This window comes from Sphingobacterium sp. IITKGP-BTPF85 (genome assembly GCF_001006065.1).
In the GTDB taxonomy this organism is placed as follows: Bacteria; Bacteroidota; Bacteroidia; order Sphingobacteriales; family Sphingobacteriaceae; genus Sphingobacterium; species Sphingobacterium anhuiense.
Genome location: NZ_ASZT02000055.1, coordinates 13,042 through 30,842 on the forward strand (window position 1 = coordinate 13,042; position 17,801 = coordinate 30,842).

14 protein-coding genes and 3 pseudogenes are annotated in these 17,801 nt (G+C 36.3%); 5 read left to right on the forward strand and 12 right to left on the reverse strand.

The genetic code is table 11. The features are described 5' to 3' along the window. Window positions 1–61: 61 nt before the first annotated feature. Window positions 62–1,372: an ammonium transporter gene (locus L950_RS12290; protein ID WP_021190489.1), complete on the forward strand. Its 1,311-nt coding sequence runs from the start codon at window positions 62–64 to the stop codon at window positions 1,370–1,372. Between the two features lie 167 nt (window positions 1,373–1,539). On the opposite strand, the pseudogene L950_RS37305 reads toward L950_RS12290, so the two are convergent. The 8 genes and pseudogenes from L950_RS37305 to L950_RS12330 form a co-directional block, all read right to left on the reverse strand. After that, window positions 1,540–2,195 (reverse strand): annotated as a pseudogene (locus L950_RS37305) (DUF1345 domain-containing protein). A 2-nt stretch (window positions 2,196–2,197) separates the two neighbouring features. Then, on the reverse strand, window positions 2,198–3,013 hold the full coding sequence (locus L950_RS12300; RefSeq protein WP_021190490.1) for a hypothetical protein: 816 nt from the start codon (window positions 3,011–3,013) through the stop codon (window positions 2,198–2,200). Between the two features lie 61 nt (window positions 3,014–3,074). Then, window positions 3,075–4,067: an LLM class flavin-dependent oxidoreductase gene (locus L950_RS12305; protein WP_021190491.1), complete on the reverse strand. Its 993-nt coding sequence runs from the start codon at window positions 4,065–4,067 to the stop codon at window positions 3,075–3,077. 53 nt (window positions 4,068–4,120) lie between these two features. Beyond that, the gene (locus tag L950_RS12310) at window positions 4,121–5,302 is read right to left on the reverse strand and encodes a class I SAM-dependent methyltransferase (protein ID WP_021190492.1); all 1,182 of its coding nucleotides are present in this window, start codon (window positions 5,300–5,302) and stop codon (window positions 4,121–4,123) included. Continuing rightward, window positions 5,303–6,565: an aspartate kinase gene (locus tag L950_RS12315; protein WP_021190493.1), complete on the reverse strand. Its 1,263-nt coding sequence runs from the start codon at window positions 6,563–6,565 to the stop codon at window positions 5,303–5,305. It abuts the gene before it with no gap. A gap of 27 nt (window positions 6,566–6,592) precedes the next feature. Beyond that, the gene (locus tag L950_RS12320; RefSeq protein ID WP_021190494.1) at window positions 6,593–7,393 is read right to left on the reverse strand and encodes a DUF3298 and DUF4163 domain-containing protein; all 801 of its coding nucleotides are present in this window, start codon (window positions 7,391–7,393) and stop codon (window positions 6,593–6,595) included. 24 nt (window positions 7,394–7,417) lie between these two features. Beyond that, window positions 7,418–7,868, reverse strand: a pseudogene (locus L950_RS12325) (GNAT family N-acetyltransferase). Then, the gene (locus L950_RS12330; RefSeq protein ID WP_021190495.1) at window positions 7,861–8,553 is read right to left on the reverse strand and encodes a YggS family pyridoxal phosphate-dependent enzyme; all 693 of its coding nucleotides are present in this window, start codon (window positions 8,551–8,553) and stop codon (window positions 7,861–7,863) included. The pseudogene L950_RS12325 and the gene L950_RS12330 overlap by 8 nt, the downstream one beginning before the upstream one ends. Before the next feature lie 73 nt (window positions 8,554–8,626). On the opposite strand from L950_RS12330, the gene L950_RS12335 reads away from it, so the two are divergent. The 3 genes and pseudogenes from L950_RS12335 to L950_RS12345 all read left to right on the forward strand — a co-directional run bounded on the left by L950_RS12335 (window position 8,627) and on the right by L950_RS12345 (window position 12,481). Next, entirely contained in the window at window positions 8,627–9,421 is a 795-nt protein-coding gene (locus L950_RS12335) for a DUF4296 domain-containing protein (protein WP_197086408.1), read from the forward strand. A gap of 14 nt (window positions 9,422–9,435) precedes the next feature. After that, window positions 9,436–11,810 (forward strand): annotated as a pseudogene (locus L950_RS12340) (endonuclease MutS2). Between the two features lie 14 nt (window positions 11,811–11,824). After that, a complete protein-coding gene (locus tag L950_RS12345; protein ID WP_021190497.1) occupies window positions 11,825–12,481 on the forward strand; it encodes an MgtC/SapB family protein in 657 nt (218 codons plus the stop codon). A 96-nt stretch (window positions 12,482–12,577) separates the two neighbouring features. Here L950_RS12345 and L950_RS12350 read toward each other — a convergent pair whose 3' ends face one another. The 4 genes from L950_RS12350 to L950_RS12365 all read right to left on the reverse strand — a co-directional run bounded on the left by L950_RS12350 (window position 12,578) and on the right by L950_RS12365 (window position 16,787). Beyond that, the gene (locus L950_RS12350) at window positions 12,578–13,195 is read right to left on the reverse strand and encodes a hypothetical protein (protein ID WP_031288568.1); all 618 of its coding nucleotides are present in this window, start codon (window positions 13,193–13,195) and stop codon (window positions 12,578–12,580) included. Window positions 13,196–13,218: 23 nt separating this feature from the next. Beyond that, entirely contained in the window at window positions 13,219–13,977 is a 759-nt protein-coding gene (locus L950_RS12355; RefSeq protein ID WP_031288570.1) for a hypothetical protein, read from the reverse strand. Between the two features lie 131 nt (window positions 13,978–14,108). After that, window positions 14,109–14,798, reverse strand: coding sequence for an SDR family NAD(P)-dependent oxidoreductase (locus L950_RS12360; protein ID WP_197086409.1), 690 nt, complete (start codon window positions 14,796–14,798; stop codon window positions 14,109–14,111). Window positions 14,799–14,870: 72 nt separating this feature from the next. After that, window positions 14,871–16,787 (reverse strand): ABC-F family ATP-binding cassette domain-containing protein, encoded by a 1,917-nt coding sequence (locus L950_RS12365; RefSeq protein WP_031288573.1) that lies wholly within the window; start codon window positions 16,785–16,787, stop codon window positions 14,871–14,873. 51 nt (window positions 16,788–16,838) lie between these two features. On the opposite strand from L950_RS12365, the gene L950_RS12370 reads away from it, so the two are divergent. Then, on the forward strand, window positions 16,839–17,801 hold a 963-nt coding region (locus L950_RS12370; protein WP_021190499.1), incomplete at its 3' end, for a quinone-dependent dihydroorotate dehydrogenase.

Below are 17,801 nucleotides of genomic sequence, written 5' to 3' on the forward strand. Positions count from 1 at the left end.
AATATTGTTTTTACTGTAATTTTTGCCTTAATTTGGATATTGATTAACAAAACAATTAAAAATGATTAAAAAAGCAGCGATTCCTTTCTATTTTATGGTAATAATAGTTTTATTGGCATTATTTTTACCTTCTTTACCTAAAAATGATGGAAATTATGAATATAATGGAGCTGATGTAGCATGGATGTTGACTTCAACGGCATTAGTGCTAATTATGACACCGGGTTTAGCGTATTTTTATGGTGGAATGGTAAGAAAGAAGAATGTTATTTCAACGATGCTTCAAAGTTTCATCTGTATGGCTGTTGTTAGTGTTATTTGGGTTGTTTTTGGTTTCAGTTTAGTATTTGGAGATAGTATCGGAGGTTTCATCGGTAATCCGATGACGTATTTTATGTTTGATCATGTAATTGATGGTAAACCTTGGGTGGGTGCTCCAACGATTCCATTTGCACTGTTTGCTATGTTTCAATTGAAATTTGCGATCATTACACCGGCGCTTATTACGGGGGCTTTTGCAGAGCGCATCCGTTTTACATCTTATATATTGTTCATCTGTTTATTTTTCGTCTTCATATATGCTCCTTTGGCACATGCTACCTGGCATCCTGATGGCTTATTGTTTAAGCTGGGTGTTTTGGATTTTGCCGGAGGAACTGTCGTACATATGTCAGCGGGCTTAACAGCACTGGCTTCAGCGATTTACTTAAAACAGGGTAGAGAGCCTGGTCATCATACACCTGCACGTGTAACCTATGTATTGCTCGGTACCGGTATGCTGTGGTTTGGCTGGTTTGGTTTTAATGCAGGTTCTGCCTTTTCTGCTTCTAGCCTTGCTTCGACGGCACTATCAACAACAATGACGGCTTCGGCAGCAGCTGCACTTACCTGGATTTTCTTTGATGCTATCCGTGGTACTAAACCATCTGCAATGGGAACCTGTATTGGTCTAGTAGTGGGTCTGGTTGCGATTACGCCGGCCGCCGGGTTTGTAACTGTTCCGCATTCATTAGTAATTGGTGCTGTAGCGGCAATTGTAAGTCGCCTTGTGGTCGATTGGCGTACCCGTTCAAAGGTCGATGATACGTTAGATGTTTTTCCTTGTCATGGTGTTGGAGGTATTGTAGGGATGATTTTGACGGGTGTATTTGCTCATAAACAAATTAATGGTGTTGTTGAACATAACGGTTTATTTTTTGGTGAAATAACCCTATTTAAGGCGCATATAATTGGTTTGTTTGCGTCCGCTGCTTTTATTTTAATTGTTGCTTTCTTATTGTTGAAAATAACAGATCTGATTTCACCCCTTCGTGCATCTGATGAAGAGGAGTTGTTAGGTATGGATATTTCACAACATGCAGAGAAATTATAAAGATTCCTTTCAATTCCCTTTCAATTAGAAACGCACACCATCGCTCGATGGGTGCGTTTTCTTTTTATAAGGACATTTTGTAACAAGGCTTCGCTTTTAGAACGATATGCTATTTGATTTTTTTGTATTGATCCAGAAAGGGTCTGTAGCCAGTACAAATTTTTTGGTTAATGTATAAGGCCGGAAATAATATTTATTGTTAATGCAACAACAAATGTATTTAAAGCGAAAGCGAGTAATCCATGAAACAGAACCACTCTTCTAATTTTTCGTGACGAAACTTCAATATCTGAAACTTGAAATGTACAACCGAGCACAAATGAAAAGTATGCAAAGTCCATATAATCAGGTTTTTCATTTCCTGGAAAATCCAATCCTTTACCAGTGGCACCGTCTGCATAGTACAGATGTGCGTAATGGAAGACATAGGTCGTATGTACCAAAAACCAAGAGCTCATCATACTTAATACACAGATGCTGATGCTTGCGCCCTTGGCATATCGGTCGTACTATCTGTGATAATAATGAGAAGTACAGCGAACAAACAGGCAAAACTTGCCATTAAAATAAAAATGGATACAAATAGACGGCTTCCGTCTTCGGATGCCGCTTTTCTAACAATTCGGTTTACGGGCATCTGGTAAAAGATAAACCACGACACAGCGCTGTAACTCAAACTAAAGGTAATCCAAAAAAGTATAGCACTCATTAAGAGGTTTATATTTAGACAATAGCAAATAACAGCTGTTAGGATGCTCAAGGAAAATGAAAATATACATTTTTGAACCGGATTGAAATCCTGTATGATCTCCTTTATTTTCATCGTTAACAATCAAATTGCACATCTTGCTTATAGCTGCTTTTCTCCATATCGTTATCTCTTATTTGAGATGAAAGGATAAGCATAATGCTGTTTTCTTCGTAATCGGTCGGGGTTGAAATAATAAAATCAAGTTTTCCATCACGATCAATATCTCCTACAAATAATGTTTTGATAAAAGTGTCATTAAATTGGTCAGCTTTGAACATGTTTATTTCTGAGTTTCCGTTGAATGAACATGTTAATTTATAATTTTTAACATCATGAAAGACTTCTTCATGGTTTTGGTCATTTGTTTGAATATTGGTTCCTACAATGTCACCATATCCTTTTAACAAGTATTTCTGGTTGTTAAAATTATACTGAACAGTTTCTTTAGGCCATATTTCAGCTTTGGTGATCTTTAGATTTTCAATTTTTCCTGCTTTTAAAAAAGGGAAATTGAGAAATAGGATGGAATTTCTTTTTGAAATTACTCCTTTCGTGGGTACTCCCGCACACTCACTGAATCCATCTTCTATTTTATAATCGACCTTTGCAAGGTAATATTCTCCTTTTTCCTCATAAAGATCTAGCCATCCATCATTTAAAATTTTGCTCGGATCTTCTGAATCGTCATAAATCCGATAGGTATCTATCATGAAAATGGATGCTTCTTTATTGGTAGAGGTTTTGATGCTAGGCTTGCTCACTGCATTTGTGTCGCTTGTTATGTCACTAGCGGCAGTGTCATTAGGAATTGTCTTATTAACCGGACTCTGATTTTGACAGGACTGAAAAATAAGTGTTATAAATAGTGCTGTAAGGCTTAAATATTTCATCGTGCATTATAATTTGAATAATTAAATATAGAAATTTTAATGCACGATGTAAATAAACTTCTTAATCTGTTAATGCTTCTTTCAATATACGGAACGAGTCAAGACATTTTTGATCATCATAAATATAAGATATGGCCATAAGTTCATCGATTTGTAGTTTTTCGATGAACGGTTCCAATTCCTTTCTGATGGTCTCTTTGTCTCCTATAAAGCTGCAGGAAAGCATATTGTCTGCGGCTTGTTCAATACTTGGAATCCCTTTGTAAATAACCTCAAATGTTGGAGGTGACAATGGTGCTCTTGTATTGGTTAGAATCCCCGCAAATAAATTTTTTACACTTGTTGACTGTAATTCGGCTTCTTCTACTGTTTTCGCGGCAATTACATTGACACAAACAATAAAATATGGTGCTGAAAGACTAGCTGACGGTTTGAAGTTCTGGTGGTAGATGGCACTTGCTTGAGCCAGTTGTGCCGGTGCAAAATGTGCGGCAAATGCATAGGGTAGTCCAAGGCTGGCGGCTAAATAGGCACTGTCTGTACTGGATCCTAAAATATATAAAGGAACGTTTAGACCTTCGGCCGGAAAAGCTCTTACTTTGGAGTCAACATTACTGTCACTAAAATATTGTTGCAGTGCCGCAACATCCTGTGGAAATTGGTATGCTGTATTAAAATTATTGCGACGTAATGCCATTGCTGTTTCTTGATCCGTTCCAGGAGCTCTGCCTAATCCAAGATCAATACGATTTGGATAAAGAGTCTCTAAGGTACCGAATTGCTCTGCAATGACAAGGGGCGAATGGTTCGGTAGCATAATACCTCCAGATCCAACACGAATGGTTTTGGTGTTTGCTGCAATGTGCTGAATAACGAGCGAGGTTGCTGAACTGGCAATGTATTCCATATTGTGATGTTCTGCTACCCAGATTCTTTTATATCCTAACTGCTCAATATGTTGCGCTATTTTTATGGTTCTGTTATATGCTTCTGACGTTGTGCAACCTTTTTTGATTGGCGCAAGATCTAAAGCTGATAAAGCAATATTTCTCATATAATAAAATTATGCTTTATTTTAGGAAAATATGTAATGGTATTGTCGCTTTACTATTTTCGTGTCGCGTGGATGACAATCAGTTCTCCTGTATGATCTGTAGTAAAAAAACTATGTAATTCACCGCCGTCCATAATTTTAAATTTCTTTTTTAGTACTTCTGTTTTTAAAGGGAAATTTCTAGCTACGGCGTTTGTTCTTAATTTTTCTTTTGATTTTTTGAAGATGGAAAACGGAATAACTTCGATGATTTCATAAATTTTTCCTAAAAAATCTTCTTGGTAAATTTCTGAACTATATAGGTGCGTATGTTGGTGCAGTTTTTTAAGATCAAATGCTTTGGTTATACTCTTAAAAGCACCAGCTTTAGTAAGACACACATCCGGTTCATAAAGATAACGCAGCGGTGCTGAAAATGAAGTGACCGTTTCAGTTTCTTCTACCTGTGTGAATGTGAATTGTTGTGTTTTGTCACCAAAAATACGGACAGCGGTAATCTCTGGTTGACCAGAAAAATCTCTTTCTTGAATGAAAAGTAGCTCTTTACAGTCATTTTGGAGACTAATGACATAGATTTGCTTGACATGGTTTAGCTCAGACAATGCTGCTGTGATGTCCAGAAGAGGAGCAACTTTTATCATGATATGGGCTGCTCTTTGTAGAAAGTTTTCCTGTAAGGAAACGATGTTGGGTTCGCAATCACTCAACATAAAAACTTTTTGCTGCGCCACCCTGCGGGAAGGATCTATGTATATATACCCTATGTTAAGATCTTTATTTTTAGCAATATAGTCTACTCCATCTGAAGCGATAACTTCTATGTTTTTAGCTTGTAATTGCTTGGCATTGTATTGAGATATGAGTGCAAGTTGCGGATTGATCTCACAGGAAATTACTTTTTTAGCTCTTTTTGAAAAGTAAAAATCATCAATACCAAAGCCGCTCGTGATATCGATTAAAGTGACGTTTTCCGGAATTAGTGATGCTTTGAATATCGCTGTTTTTTCCGAAGAACATTGTTCTAAGTTTAATTTATCGGGGTAATATATGTTCGCTGTTTCTGCCCAGAGCGGAATTTTTTTGCGACATCGCTGTCTGCCATCTATTTGTGTTGCAAGTTCAGACGAGGTAATTCCTTCAAAAGGAGATTTTTTTAGCGCTAATTTAGCGGAAGATTCTGATTCATTTTGATTAATAAAATCTTGAACCTCCTTTTGAAGGATAAGTGTATTCATTTATATTTTTTTTACAAGAAGCTGGCAAGTATAGGTATCTTTCAGTTCGCTGATCACCTGTTTATCCACTAAAACTCTATTGATTGTTTCTTGGTTATAGTAACGGATGGTGATAAGCTCTAGACCAGTTTCAATATTGACTTTGAATTTTTTCTTTAATTCGTCCAGTACTTCCAGGATGTTTTGACCGGTATCGTCTACAGCAACTGAAAAATTGATTGCACTGTTGTGCATCATATTGATTTTAATGCGGAATTGGTGAAACAAATTGAAAATATCGCGCAGATTATCTTCTACAATAAATGAAAAGTCACGCGGTGAAATGGATATCAAAATTTGATTGACCTTAAAAATAAACGATGGTACAGGTAAAGATACATTTGTGCTCTTGATCTTAGTTCCTGGTACTTCCGGATTTAGGAACGACCGCACATTTAACTGGATATTTTTATTCTGAAGTGGCTTAATTGTTTTCGGATGAATAACGGTTGCTCCATAATAGGTCAATTCAATTGCATCTGTATAAGATAATTCAGGTATCAATTCAGTTTTTTCAAACCATTTTGGATCGGCATTGAGTACACCTGGTACATCCTTCCAGATTGTCACGTGTTCAGCATTTAAACATGCTGCAAAGATTGCTGCCGAATAGTCTGATCCTTCACGACCTAATGTTGTCGTGAAATTTTCGGATGTCGAGCCTATAAATCCTTGTGTGACACCGATATATTCGCTAAGGATTTTTGGGATCTCAGCTTGAATAATAGCTTCTGTCTTTTCCCAGTTAACCTGCGCTTCGGTATAGGTGTTATCGGTCATGATGTAGTTGCGGGCATCTAGCCATTGGGATTTTACACCAATGTGATTGAGATAAGCCGCTAGAATTTTGGAAGAAACGATTTCACCCGTAGAAACGATTTGATCAAATAAATAATCAAAAGAATCTTGTGGTTCTTCTTCTAATATCCATTCGATTTCGACAAAACAATTGGCGATTTCATCAAATATAGGATGATTGGAATCTTCGAATAAACCGGATAATATGTTATAATGAAATGCTTTGGCTTTTTCAAGTATTTCAAATGCTTCACCTGTATTTTGGTGATATGCTTTTGTTACGTCTTCTAATAAGTTGGTGGTTTTACCCATGGCCGATACGACGACCAATAAAGCGTCCACTTTATATTTAGAGATAATATGTGCTGAATTTTTTACACTTTCAGCATCTTTGACTGATGCGCCACCAAATTTAAAAACTTGCATCGGATAGGATTACGTTGAGGTTGATTGCTAATTAATACTATTGATATATTCTAGACCCTTGTTTGAAATCAAGTGTTTTATATCCTTATATGGCACTTTTAGTGCTGTGTTTCCCCCAGAATAGGGTTTAATTTCATATACATTGTAATAGAAAAGTAGATCTTCTTTGTCTAAAGCAAAATTGTTTGCAAGGGCAAAATTGCCAGCTTCAAAAAAGAACTTGTCATTTAAAGATTCTTTGTCAGATAGATTTTCCAGTTTGCGAAAGTATTTTTCTGCAATTTTAATCAATTCTTTCTGATTTTCTTCATTTATGATATCGTTTAATGTTATTTTTTGATCTGAATTGATATCATAATGTGTAAAAAGAGTAAAATGGTCACCATGAGCACCACCGGTATATTCGGTTTGGTTGGTTTCTATGCTGATAAATTTAGGGGTATTTTGATATACTTTTGCCTGTAAATCCCGAAACCAAGCTGCGGAAGAACTGCCACTATTTTCTTCTACATATTCATCATATGCATCGACGAATCTTTTGGCTGAAATACTGATTTCCGAATCACCTTCTAAATTAATCGATTGATTGAGTAATGTGTTGATGACGGTATCCTTGAATTGTGGATATTTAGCTCTGAAGAATGTTGTGTCTATTTTTTCACCTTCTTTCACAAAAAAGTTGCTATACCGATGCACTTCTTTCATGTCATAATGAAGCGTATCACCACTAGCTTTCTTTTGTTCTTTTGCCGTATCGTTACCAGTACATGAAGTAATGGCAATTAATGCAAAAATGATCGAGGGGTTGAAATAGTATTTTGGTTTCATGTAATTTAACCGTCCTTTTCTGTTCTAATATGTTATCGATACATTAATCCATTCGGCATCGAAGTCCGCTTTATACTTTCGGTAGATTGAATAGCAGGTTCATTCCAGTCCAAAACCTGCCAAACCATGCCTTGATATCCTTTAGATTTGCCGTAATTGATAGTTTCTTCGAAAAGTTGTTTGCCAATTCCATAGCCACGCATACTTTCTGTCACAATTAAATCTTCAAGATAGAGCCTTCTTCCTTTCCAAGTGGAATAACGAATGTAATATAGTGAAATTCCGACGATTTTCCCATCAAATTCTGCAATAAAAGCTCCCCATATTGGTTTTCTCCAAATCCGGCGTCAATAAACTCTTCCATAGAGACCGTTACCTCATTGGGTGCTTTTTCTAATATGGCAAGTTCTTTAATTAATTCCAGCATTGCAGGACAATCTGCTTCAACAGCAGTTCTAATAATCGCTTTAGTCATTGTTTTTAAAATGTTTGATGACGCGTTTTCCAAAAATAGTACTTCCCACCCGGATCATGTTAGATCCCTTTTCTATTGCTAATTTGTAATCAGAAGACATACCCATCGACAGCGTATCGAAACTTTCGTTTTTACGATAGAAACTTGCCTTGATGCCATCATATAATGATTTTAGCTCATAAAACTCCTCTTTGATCTCTTTTTCATTCTCTGTATTGGTTGCAATACCCATTAAGCCACGGATGTTGACATGTTTTAAAGCGAAAAATTCCTCATCGCGTAACATTTCAATTAATTCTGCATGGTCAAAACCAAATTTAGTATCTTCTTCAGCAATGTGTACCTGAAGTAAGCAGTCGATCACACGCTTGTTTTTAGCAGCTTGTTTATCGATTTCTTTCAGAAGTTTGAAAGAATCAACAGCATGGATTAAGGTCACAAAGGGAGCTACGTATTTAACTTTATTTGTTTGCAAGTGACCAATAAGATGCCATTCGATATCTTTTGGTAGAGATTCATATTTTTCAACAAGTTCTTGAACAAGGTTTTCACCAAAAACACGTTGCCCAGCTTCATAGGCTTCCATGATATCTTCATTCGGTTTTGTTTTTGATACAGCGACTAGTTGAACGCCGAGCGCTTTAACTTCTAAATTAATCGCTTCTAGGTTGCTTGCAATACTCATGATAATTGTATATTTAAGAATTCAAAGGGTGACAAATGTCAGGCCTTTTTATAAATTTGTACAAAATTACGAAATGCAACGATTAATACTGAATGTACTTGCTCTGATTTTTTTATTTGTTTCTTGTAAAAGTACAAATGAGAAAGATATTATTCCAAAAAAGGATTTTGTGAAGGTCCTAACGGAGATTTATATAACTGATGCTTATCTGTCAACATTAAACTCGGATAGTGCAAAGCGCGTTATATTTCCGTTATATGACAATACGTTCAAAAAGTATGATTTGGATTCCACTTCTTTTAAGAAAAATCTTTCTTTTTATGGTAGTGATGCCGAAGTGATGAACAAGATATATGAGGAGGTCGGTAAGAATCTGAAAAATATGAATGACGGTTATATCAAAACTGACCAGGTCAGAATGGATTCTATTCGACGAAAAGATTCTATACAGAATGCACATTTTCAAGATAGTTTAACTCGCATAAATGATTTTAAAGAACTTTATGAGTCGCAGAAAAAACTAATCCTAAATTATAAACAAGATAGTGTAAAATGGGATTACAAAAAGGCCGCGCAAGAATTTTATAATAAATCGGGTTTAAAAGGTAATTTGAATCTAGGTACATTCTTACTTAAAAATATGTCTGTACCAGCTACTTCCAAAAGCGATTCGACTGCTACTAAGAAAGTTGAGGCCAAATCCATACGAAATGGCCAGGGACCTAAACTTGAATCGGTCAAGGCTTCTGAAGATATACCTCTTAAAACTGATGTAAAGGAGGTGAAAAATCCGGTTAAACAACCTCTTTTACTGGACCGAAAGGTCAAACAAAAAACGGAGATTCTTTCTCCAGAACCGGTTAAATAAATAGTAATAGAAACATGATTTATCCTAATAACGCAAGTGATAAGCTCGGTTTTGCCGAGATTAAGGAATTGATAAAACAAAAATGTATCAGTGAGTCGGGGCGTAATTTGGTTGATAAGATACAGCCACAAACCCGATTTGATCAGATAGACAAGTTTTTACGTCAAACGAATGAATTTAAAGATTTATTAACAACTGATGATGCTTTGCCAGTTGATCATTTATATCCTATTCGTGCTTTAGTTGAAAAAGCTAAAGTCGAAGGCGCCTTTTTAATGGAGGAGGAGTTTCATCGTGTGCTTCTTTCGTTGAAAACTGTTTATGCTATCATCCGATATTTCAATGATCGGGAAGGGCAGTATCCTAATTTAGAATTACTGTTTGAACATCTTCCTATTGAAAAGCAGATTATCCGTGATATTGAAATGATCATTGATGATCGGGGTAAAATGAAGCACAATGCTTCACGCCTGTTGCTTGATCTCTCTCAAAGCATCTTGAAAGCAGAACAGGAAGCACGTAAAAGAATTGATATCATTTTTAAAAGCGCGCAGAACAGTGGATGGACAGCTGACGGTAATTTGACTATTCGAGACGGCCGTCTTTGTATTCCTATCTTAGCTGAGAATAAACGTAAAGTAAAAGGACTGATTCATGATGAATCTGCTACGGGACAAACTGCTTACATAGAGCCTGAAGAAGTATTTCACCTGAACAATAAGGTTAGAGATTTGGAGTTTGAAAGACGACGTGAGATTATACGTATTTTAGTCGAGTTAACAACCAAATTGAGACCGCATATACCGTTGATGCTTTCGTATGATGGCTTACTTACTAAGGTAGATTTTGTTCGATCGAAGGCACTTTTTGCTTTAGATATTGAGGCGGAAATGCCTGAATTATCCAAAGAGGCTGAAATAAATTTAGTGAATGCGCGGCATCCTTTACTGACACTAAATGCTGGGCACGACCGCGGGACAATCGTTCCTCTAAATATCAAGATCGACGATGTACAGCGGGTTATCGTGGTGTCAGGACCTAATGCTGGAGGTAAATCTGTCTGTATGAAAACAGTAGGATTGATGCAGCTCATGTTGCAATCCGGATTGTTAATACCCGCTGATGCGCACTCCAAAATGGGGATTTATAAGCAAATTTTTGCAGATATTGGTGATGATCAGTCGATAGAGAGTGATTTAAGTACTTATAGTGCTCATCTTTCTAAGATGAAGTATTTTACAGAGTTTGCGAATGCTCGAACGCTTATATTAATTGATGAGTTTGGTACGGGTACTGATCCATTATTTGGAGGACCAATTGCTGAGGCTGTTTTGGAAACTTTAAATAAAAAGAACATTCGCGGTGTGGTGACGACGCACTATTCGAACCTGAAAGTATTTGCAAATCAAACACCTGGTTTAGAAAATGCTTCGATGCTTTTTGATAATGTCGCCATGAAACCGCTCTATATCTTGCAGATCGGAAAACCGGGGAGTTCTTACGCCTTTGAAATTGCGCAAAAATTGGATTGAATAAAGAGATTATTCATTTAGCAAAACAGAAGGTTGGAAACCATCAGAAAAAAGTAGATACGCTTTTGGTAGATCTGGAGCGCGAAAAGAAGGAAATATTTGATACAAAAGCTGCTATAACAAGACGAGAAAAGGAATTGATCCGCATAAAATCTGAATACGAGGATTTACAATCTTATTTGGAGGAGAATAAAAAGACAATTCTCAAAAAAGCAAAGGAAGAAGCCCAGATACTCTTAAAAAACTCTAATAAATTAATTGAAAATACAGTAGCAGAGATTAAGTCTGCTCAGGCTGATAAAGAAAAGACTAAGGAAATTCGCGCCAATTTGGATCGTTCATTCTCGACCATACTACCTAAGGATAAAAAGATCGAGAAGAAACCTATTGCTACCGCTGATTTAACAGAGGAAATTGCTGTTGGCGATTGGGTAAAGATTATCGATTCGGAAAATGAGGCTGTTGTATTAGAGGTTGCAAAAAACAATCTTATTCTAGCAATGGGTGAACTGAGAACGGTGCAGAAGCGCAAAAATGTTATCAAGTTAGCGGGTAAAGATTTGAAGAAAGCAGCAAAAGCTGGATCTAAGACACTTTCTGCACATGCTGTAGCTGATTTCAATCCTGAGATTGATCTTCGCGGTATGCGCACCGAAGATGCGCTGTATGAGTTGGAGAAAGTATTGGATAGAGCAGTGATGATCGGGTACCCTTCTTTAAAAATTATCCATGGTAAAGGGGATGGTATTCTACGAAAGTTTATCCGTGATTATTTAAGAAAATACAGCCATATTTCCCGATTTGAAGACGAACATCAGGACCGTGGTGGTGATGGTATTACTTATGCATATTTATAATACGTTCGTCAATTATGGACTCTTTGTTGAATTTCTTTGATAATCAATACATCTGGAATGTGCTGGTTGCCATATTTTGTGGCGCTATAATAGGTTTTGAGCGGGAATATAGAAATAAAGCAGCTGGATTTAGAACGATTGTTTTGATCTGTTTTGGTTCAGCTGTTTTTACTGTTGTTTCAAAAATGATGGGTGGCAATGGGAGTGATGATCGTATTGCCGCTAATATCGTTACTGGTATTGGTTTTATCGGTGCGGGTGTTATTTTTAAAGGAAAACTGTCGGTAAAAGGTTTAACGACTTCCGCCGTGATATGGTCAACAGCAGGGTTAGGTATGATCTCGGGAATAGGAGAAACAAAATTAGCAATGTTTTTTACTTTCTTCATGGTTATTATCTTATCCTTATTTCAGGAAATTGAATTGATGCTATCGCGGTATTATTTAATTCGTACCGTGCATGTACGATTTATGGATTGTGACTTTGAACAGGTTACGAATTTCGAAAATGAGGCTCTAAAATTTAAGGTGAAATTCAATCGGAAAACTATTGAAAAGCTAGGTGGTGAATTGGCTGTGATCTATGACTTATCTGGTAAGATGGAGAACATTAATAAATTCAATGAAAGACTCATCCATTTTGAGCCGATTAAGGAATTTTATTATAATTAATCTTAATTTTTTATTTACAAATATATCTTTAATTTGTTGATATATAGGTGGTAATAGATGTGCTGTGTTGAGGGTTTTTTATTGTAGCCGAACGGATTAATTATCGTTGTAGTGAAGGGACTTTGGTTGCAAGTATTTAGGGAATGTCCTATTGAGCCATTTTCTAAATTCTGCTTCATTAAATGCCGAATCTTTTTTTAAGGTAAGTTCTAAATTCAATTCGCTTATCATCATTTCATTTTTAGATACGAGAATTCTAGTTTTGGCAACAGATTCATAACTGTTTATTTTTTCTTCTAATTCACTAAAATGAATAATTTCTCCGCCAATATTAAATGAAGAGTTTGTTCTGCCAAGATAATATAAAAATCCGTTTTTATCCTGGTGTATGCGATCTCCAGTACTTACATATTGATTTTTAGACAGATCGTGTATCCATGGACATCTTATTTTGAGCTGCTGATCTGCTTGCAAGTGGTATTCGATACCTTTTAGAAATCGGCCAATCGTATTGTTATTGTTTGTTAAATCAGTGTGGGTAGCAATGCTGCAGATTCCCAATTCTGTGGTTCCATAGAGATTATATATGTTCGTCTCGGTATATTGATTTAGAATACATGATACCCATGTTGCTTCTAGTTTATCTGCTCCGGAAATAATGCATCGGAACAGGCCCAGTGCATTTTGATCTATTTCAATGAATTTGGGAATCATAGAAGGTAAAAGAACCAAACAGTCTATTCTGTTGTTCGTGAATTGAGTAATGCATTAGCGCTAAATTTTGTGGTGAAGTGTAGGTTGTGCTTTAAAAATAGTGCTAAAATCAAACTTGCAAGACCATAACCGTGATAAAATGGAACTGTAATGAAAGTAGAGGAATAGTTAAGTAGCCCAAGTTTTGAAATTAATTCTGTAAATGGACTCCATATTTTTGAGATATTGAGTTTACGTTCAATGGGTTTTGGAATATTTGAAGAACCTGTACTTAAAATTGTTATTTTACCATTGTTTCGTCTTATTTTATGAGAGACTTTATTGATGACGCATGCATTAATTTCCGCAAAAGAATAGATCAAAGACTTTGTACGTAGATTTTCTAATCGATCTTTGTTATCTGTTAGCATTAGAACTTGGGGATAATTTTCCAAAATTTTCTCTAATTGGAGATCGGATAATTGGGAACTCATGATAATTACCTCTTTTGAAAGTGCGGAAAGGGCAAATAGATAGCTAATAAAATTGAAACTGTTGTCTGCGATGAGAATGACTCGGGAAGATAGCTTGTTTTTGGGTACTATTTTTAATTTTTCAATCGTAAGACAGGTTTCATCATACAGAGCTGCGTAAGTTATGGTACGATTACCATCATTTAAGTAGGAATCTTTTGCTTTCCGAATTGATTTCAATAAAGAAAATAAATTAACACCTGATTGAAACGTATATAGGATGGATTTAAATACTTGAATAGCGAAATCAATTTTTTGTCGTAATCTCATAGGAATATGGTTAAAATTTATCCCATATTTTTCGAATAAAAAATCCGATTGTTATAGGAAAGGGAGACCACCATGGCCTAGAATAACTATCAGTACCTAAGATGAGTTTTATAATACGTAAGGCTGCTTCACTACTTTGCATGGCAGGAAGTTTTATAACGATCGTTAGGCGCTATCATTTCTGTTTTTACCAATGGTAAGTAGACTGTCTTTAGCTTTACATTCATTTTTTTCCATTCAGATTGGTTTGATCGGCAATATTGATCAAATGCTGTTTTTGATGCCTGGTATGCAGCCCAGTGTGGTGCAGGTGGGAGCAAAACATTTAGCGCAGAAATATTAATAATCTGACCTTTTTGCTGTGATAGAATAGGAGTAAGTGCTAATGTCAATTTCACTGGAGCCAAATAATTCAGCATGTTGGTTCTTGTAAAATCATGGTAGCGCGGCAAGGATTTTGTTAAGCTACGATGAATCGATTTACCTGCGTTAGAAATAAATATATCTACCTTCATCTGTCTTGCATGAATATATTCAATAAGTTGATCTATTTGTTGTTCTTGATATAGATCTGTAACGTAGATGCACGCAGTGGAATTGTTTTGGGTAGCAATTGCTTTTACTTCTTCTAATTTTTCTTGCGATCGAGCCACTAAGATGAGATGTGCATGGAATTTGGAAAGAAGTATTGCACAGGCTTTTCCAATACCTTCACTTGCTCCGGTGATTAAAATAGTTTTTCCTTGGAAATACTTTGTGGCTTTCCTTCTACTTAAAAATACTTTCGGGTATAAGATATTTTCGATCCAGTTTATTTTCACAATTCTTTCATAATAAAAAAAGGTATACAATAAGCCTGCCTATTGTATACCTTTCTAATAAAGTGAGTGTAATTAATCTTCCAATTCCATAATTTCTTCAGCTAAATCTTCCCAATTTTTTTGCAATTGTTCTAATTCTGCTTTAGAGGAATTATAATTACGCGTATGTTCTTGTAATTTGATCGCGTTGGAATAGATCTCTTCTTTTGCTAATTCTGTTTCCAGTGTTTTTAGAAGAACTTCTTTTTCAGCTACTTTAACCTCTAGTGCCGCTAATTCTTTATTCTTTTTGCTGATCAGTTTGAATTTATCTTCAGAAGGAGCAGCTTTGACTTTTTTAGGTTCTTCTGCTACAACTTTTTTCTCGACCTTTTTTTCTTCAGGTTTGATCACACGTTTTGAATTCCACTCTTCAAATTCTTGGTATGTACCTGGGTATTCTTTAATTTCTTTATCTTCAATATACCATATTTTGTTCGCAACATTATCCAGAAAGTAACGATCGTGAGAAACGACAATCAGGGTACCTTCAAATTGTTGAAGCGCTTGAATCAAAATATTAACCGATTGCATATCCAAGTGATTGGTAGGCTCATCTAGTGCCAAGAAGTTAGCATCAGCTGTTAATGCTTTTGCTAGTGCAACACGTGATTTTTCGCCTCCAGACAGAACTTTGATCTTTTTGAATGCGTCATCACCGGAAAATAGAAAACAGCCTAAGATTGAACGTAATTCGGTTTCTGTATGTTTGGGCGCAAAAGCTTGCATCTCTGCTATTATGCTGTTTTCCAGATGCAGGGCTTCCAATTGATGCTGTGCAAAGAACGTTTGCAATACATTGTGGCCATGTTCAGATTTCCCTTCATACTCCGTATCTGCACCTGCCACAATACGCAACAAGGTCGATTTACCTTTACCATTGGCACCGATCAAGGCTATTTTATCACCTTTTTCAATGATCCCCTCCGTATTTCTTAAAATTTCGAGGTTTGGATAAGATTTCGATACATTTTCTAAGGTAACAACATGTCTTCCCGATGGTTTTGAAAATTTAAAGCTAAAGTTTACCGTTGGGTTATCATCATCAACATCTTCCACTCTTTCCATTCGATCCAAAGCCTTAATACGGGATTGTGCCATCTTTGCTTTTGAGGCTTTCGCACGGAAACGTTCGATCAAACGTTCTTCTTGTTTGATTTTAGCTTGCTGATTTTTGAATTGACCAGCTTGAATTTCACCTCTTAGTGCTTTCTCTTCCAAATAAAAACTGTAATTACCAGCGTACAGCGTTAATTTACCTTTGCGGGATTCTACCGTTTTTTTAATAATACGGTCTAAGAAGTACCTGTCGTGTGAGACGATGACGATAGCACCTTCAAAGCCTTGCAAGTAATTTTCCAGCCATTTAATAGAAGGTAAATCCATATGGTTGGTAGGCTCATCCAGCAATAAAATGTCTGGAGTCTGCAATAAGATTCTTGCCAGCATGACACGCATGCGCCATCCACCGGAGAAGGTCGCTAACGGACGTTTCTGCTCATCTTCTGAAAAACCTAAACCCGCTAAAATTTCGTGAGCCCTAAATTCGATACTATAGCCATCTAAAGCTTCGAATTCCATCTGCTTGTCACTTAATTTATTTAGAATATCGTCAGAATAGTCTGTTTCTAATTTTTGGAGTAAGTTTTCTATTTCAGTATGTAATTGATTTTGGCGCTCAAACGCCTCCATTGCTACATGTAAAATACTTTTATCAGAATGATAAGATAATAAATCTTGATTTAGGTAACCAATTTTTAAGTCCTTTGCCATCGATATACTTCCTGAAGTAGGCGTATACTGTCCTACGATCAATCGCAACAAAGTAGATTTACCGGTACCGTTGGCTCCAATTAGACCTACCTTATCTCCAGGTTTAATATGCCAGTTGGCCTCATCATACAATGCGCGAGAGCCTATTTCGAATGTTAAGTTATTTATTGATATCATTTCGATTGCAAAAGTAATGAAATTTCTTCTTCTTTGCCTACCTTTGTGCATATGTACAAGTTGGTAAAACCTATTTTCTTTTCAATGGATCCTGAATCTGCTCATCATACGGTGACTGGGGGATTAAAAATGTTTTCAAAAATCTGGGGTGCTAAAAAATTATTAAGCAGTCTGTATACCTATGAAAATCCGAATTTGGCTCGCGAAGTATTTGGCCTTAAATTTAAAAATCCTGTAGGATTGGCTGCAGGCTTTGATAAAAATGCCGAATACATCACTGATATGGCCAATTTTGGTTTTGGTTTTATTGAAATTGGTACTGTAACGCCACGACCTCAACCAGGAAATGATCAACCACGGATGTTTCGTTTAATTCCTGATAAGGCATTAATCAATCGTATGGGTTTTAATAACCAAGGTGTTGACGTTGCGGCTAATCGTCTTAAACATTTAGCTACTGAAGATCGTAAAGGACTTTTAATCGGTGGAAATATCGGTAAAAATAAAATCACTCCAAATGAACAGGCGGTAGATGATTATATTTATTGTTTCAATGCACTTTTTGATTATGTTGATTATTTTGTTGTCAATGTCAGTTCTCCAAATACTCCTGGACTTCGTGATCTGCAGGAAAAGGAGCCTCTGAAACATATTTTAAATACGCTCGAGGAATTGAATAAACGAAAATTAAATAAGAAACCTATTCTTCTTAAAATTGCTCCAGATTTGACAAATAGTCAATTGGATGATATTGTTGAAATTGTTCAAGAAACGGGTATTGCTGGTGTCATTGCAACAAATACTACGATATCTAGAGAGGGCCTTCAAAGTGATGAAAATTTGGTTAAAGAAATGGGAGGGGTGAGTGGAGCTCCCTTGACCAAGCGCTCGACAGAAGTCATTCGCTATCTTTCAGAAAAATCAAACCGATCTTTTCCTATTATTGGTGTTGGCGGGATTCATTCTGCGGCAGATGCAATTGAAAAACTTGATGCTGGGGCCAGTCTTGTTCAA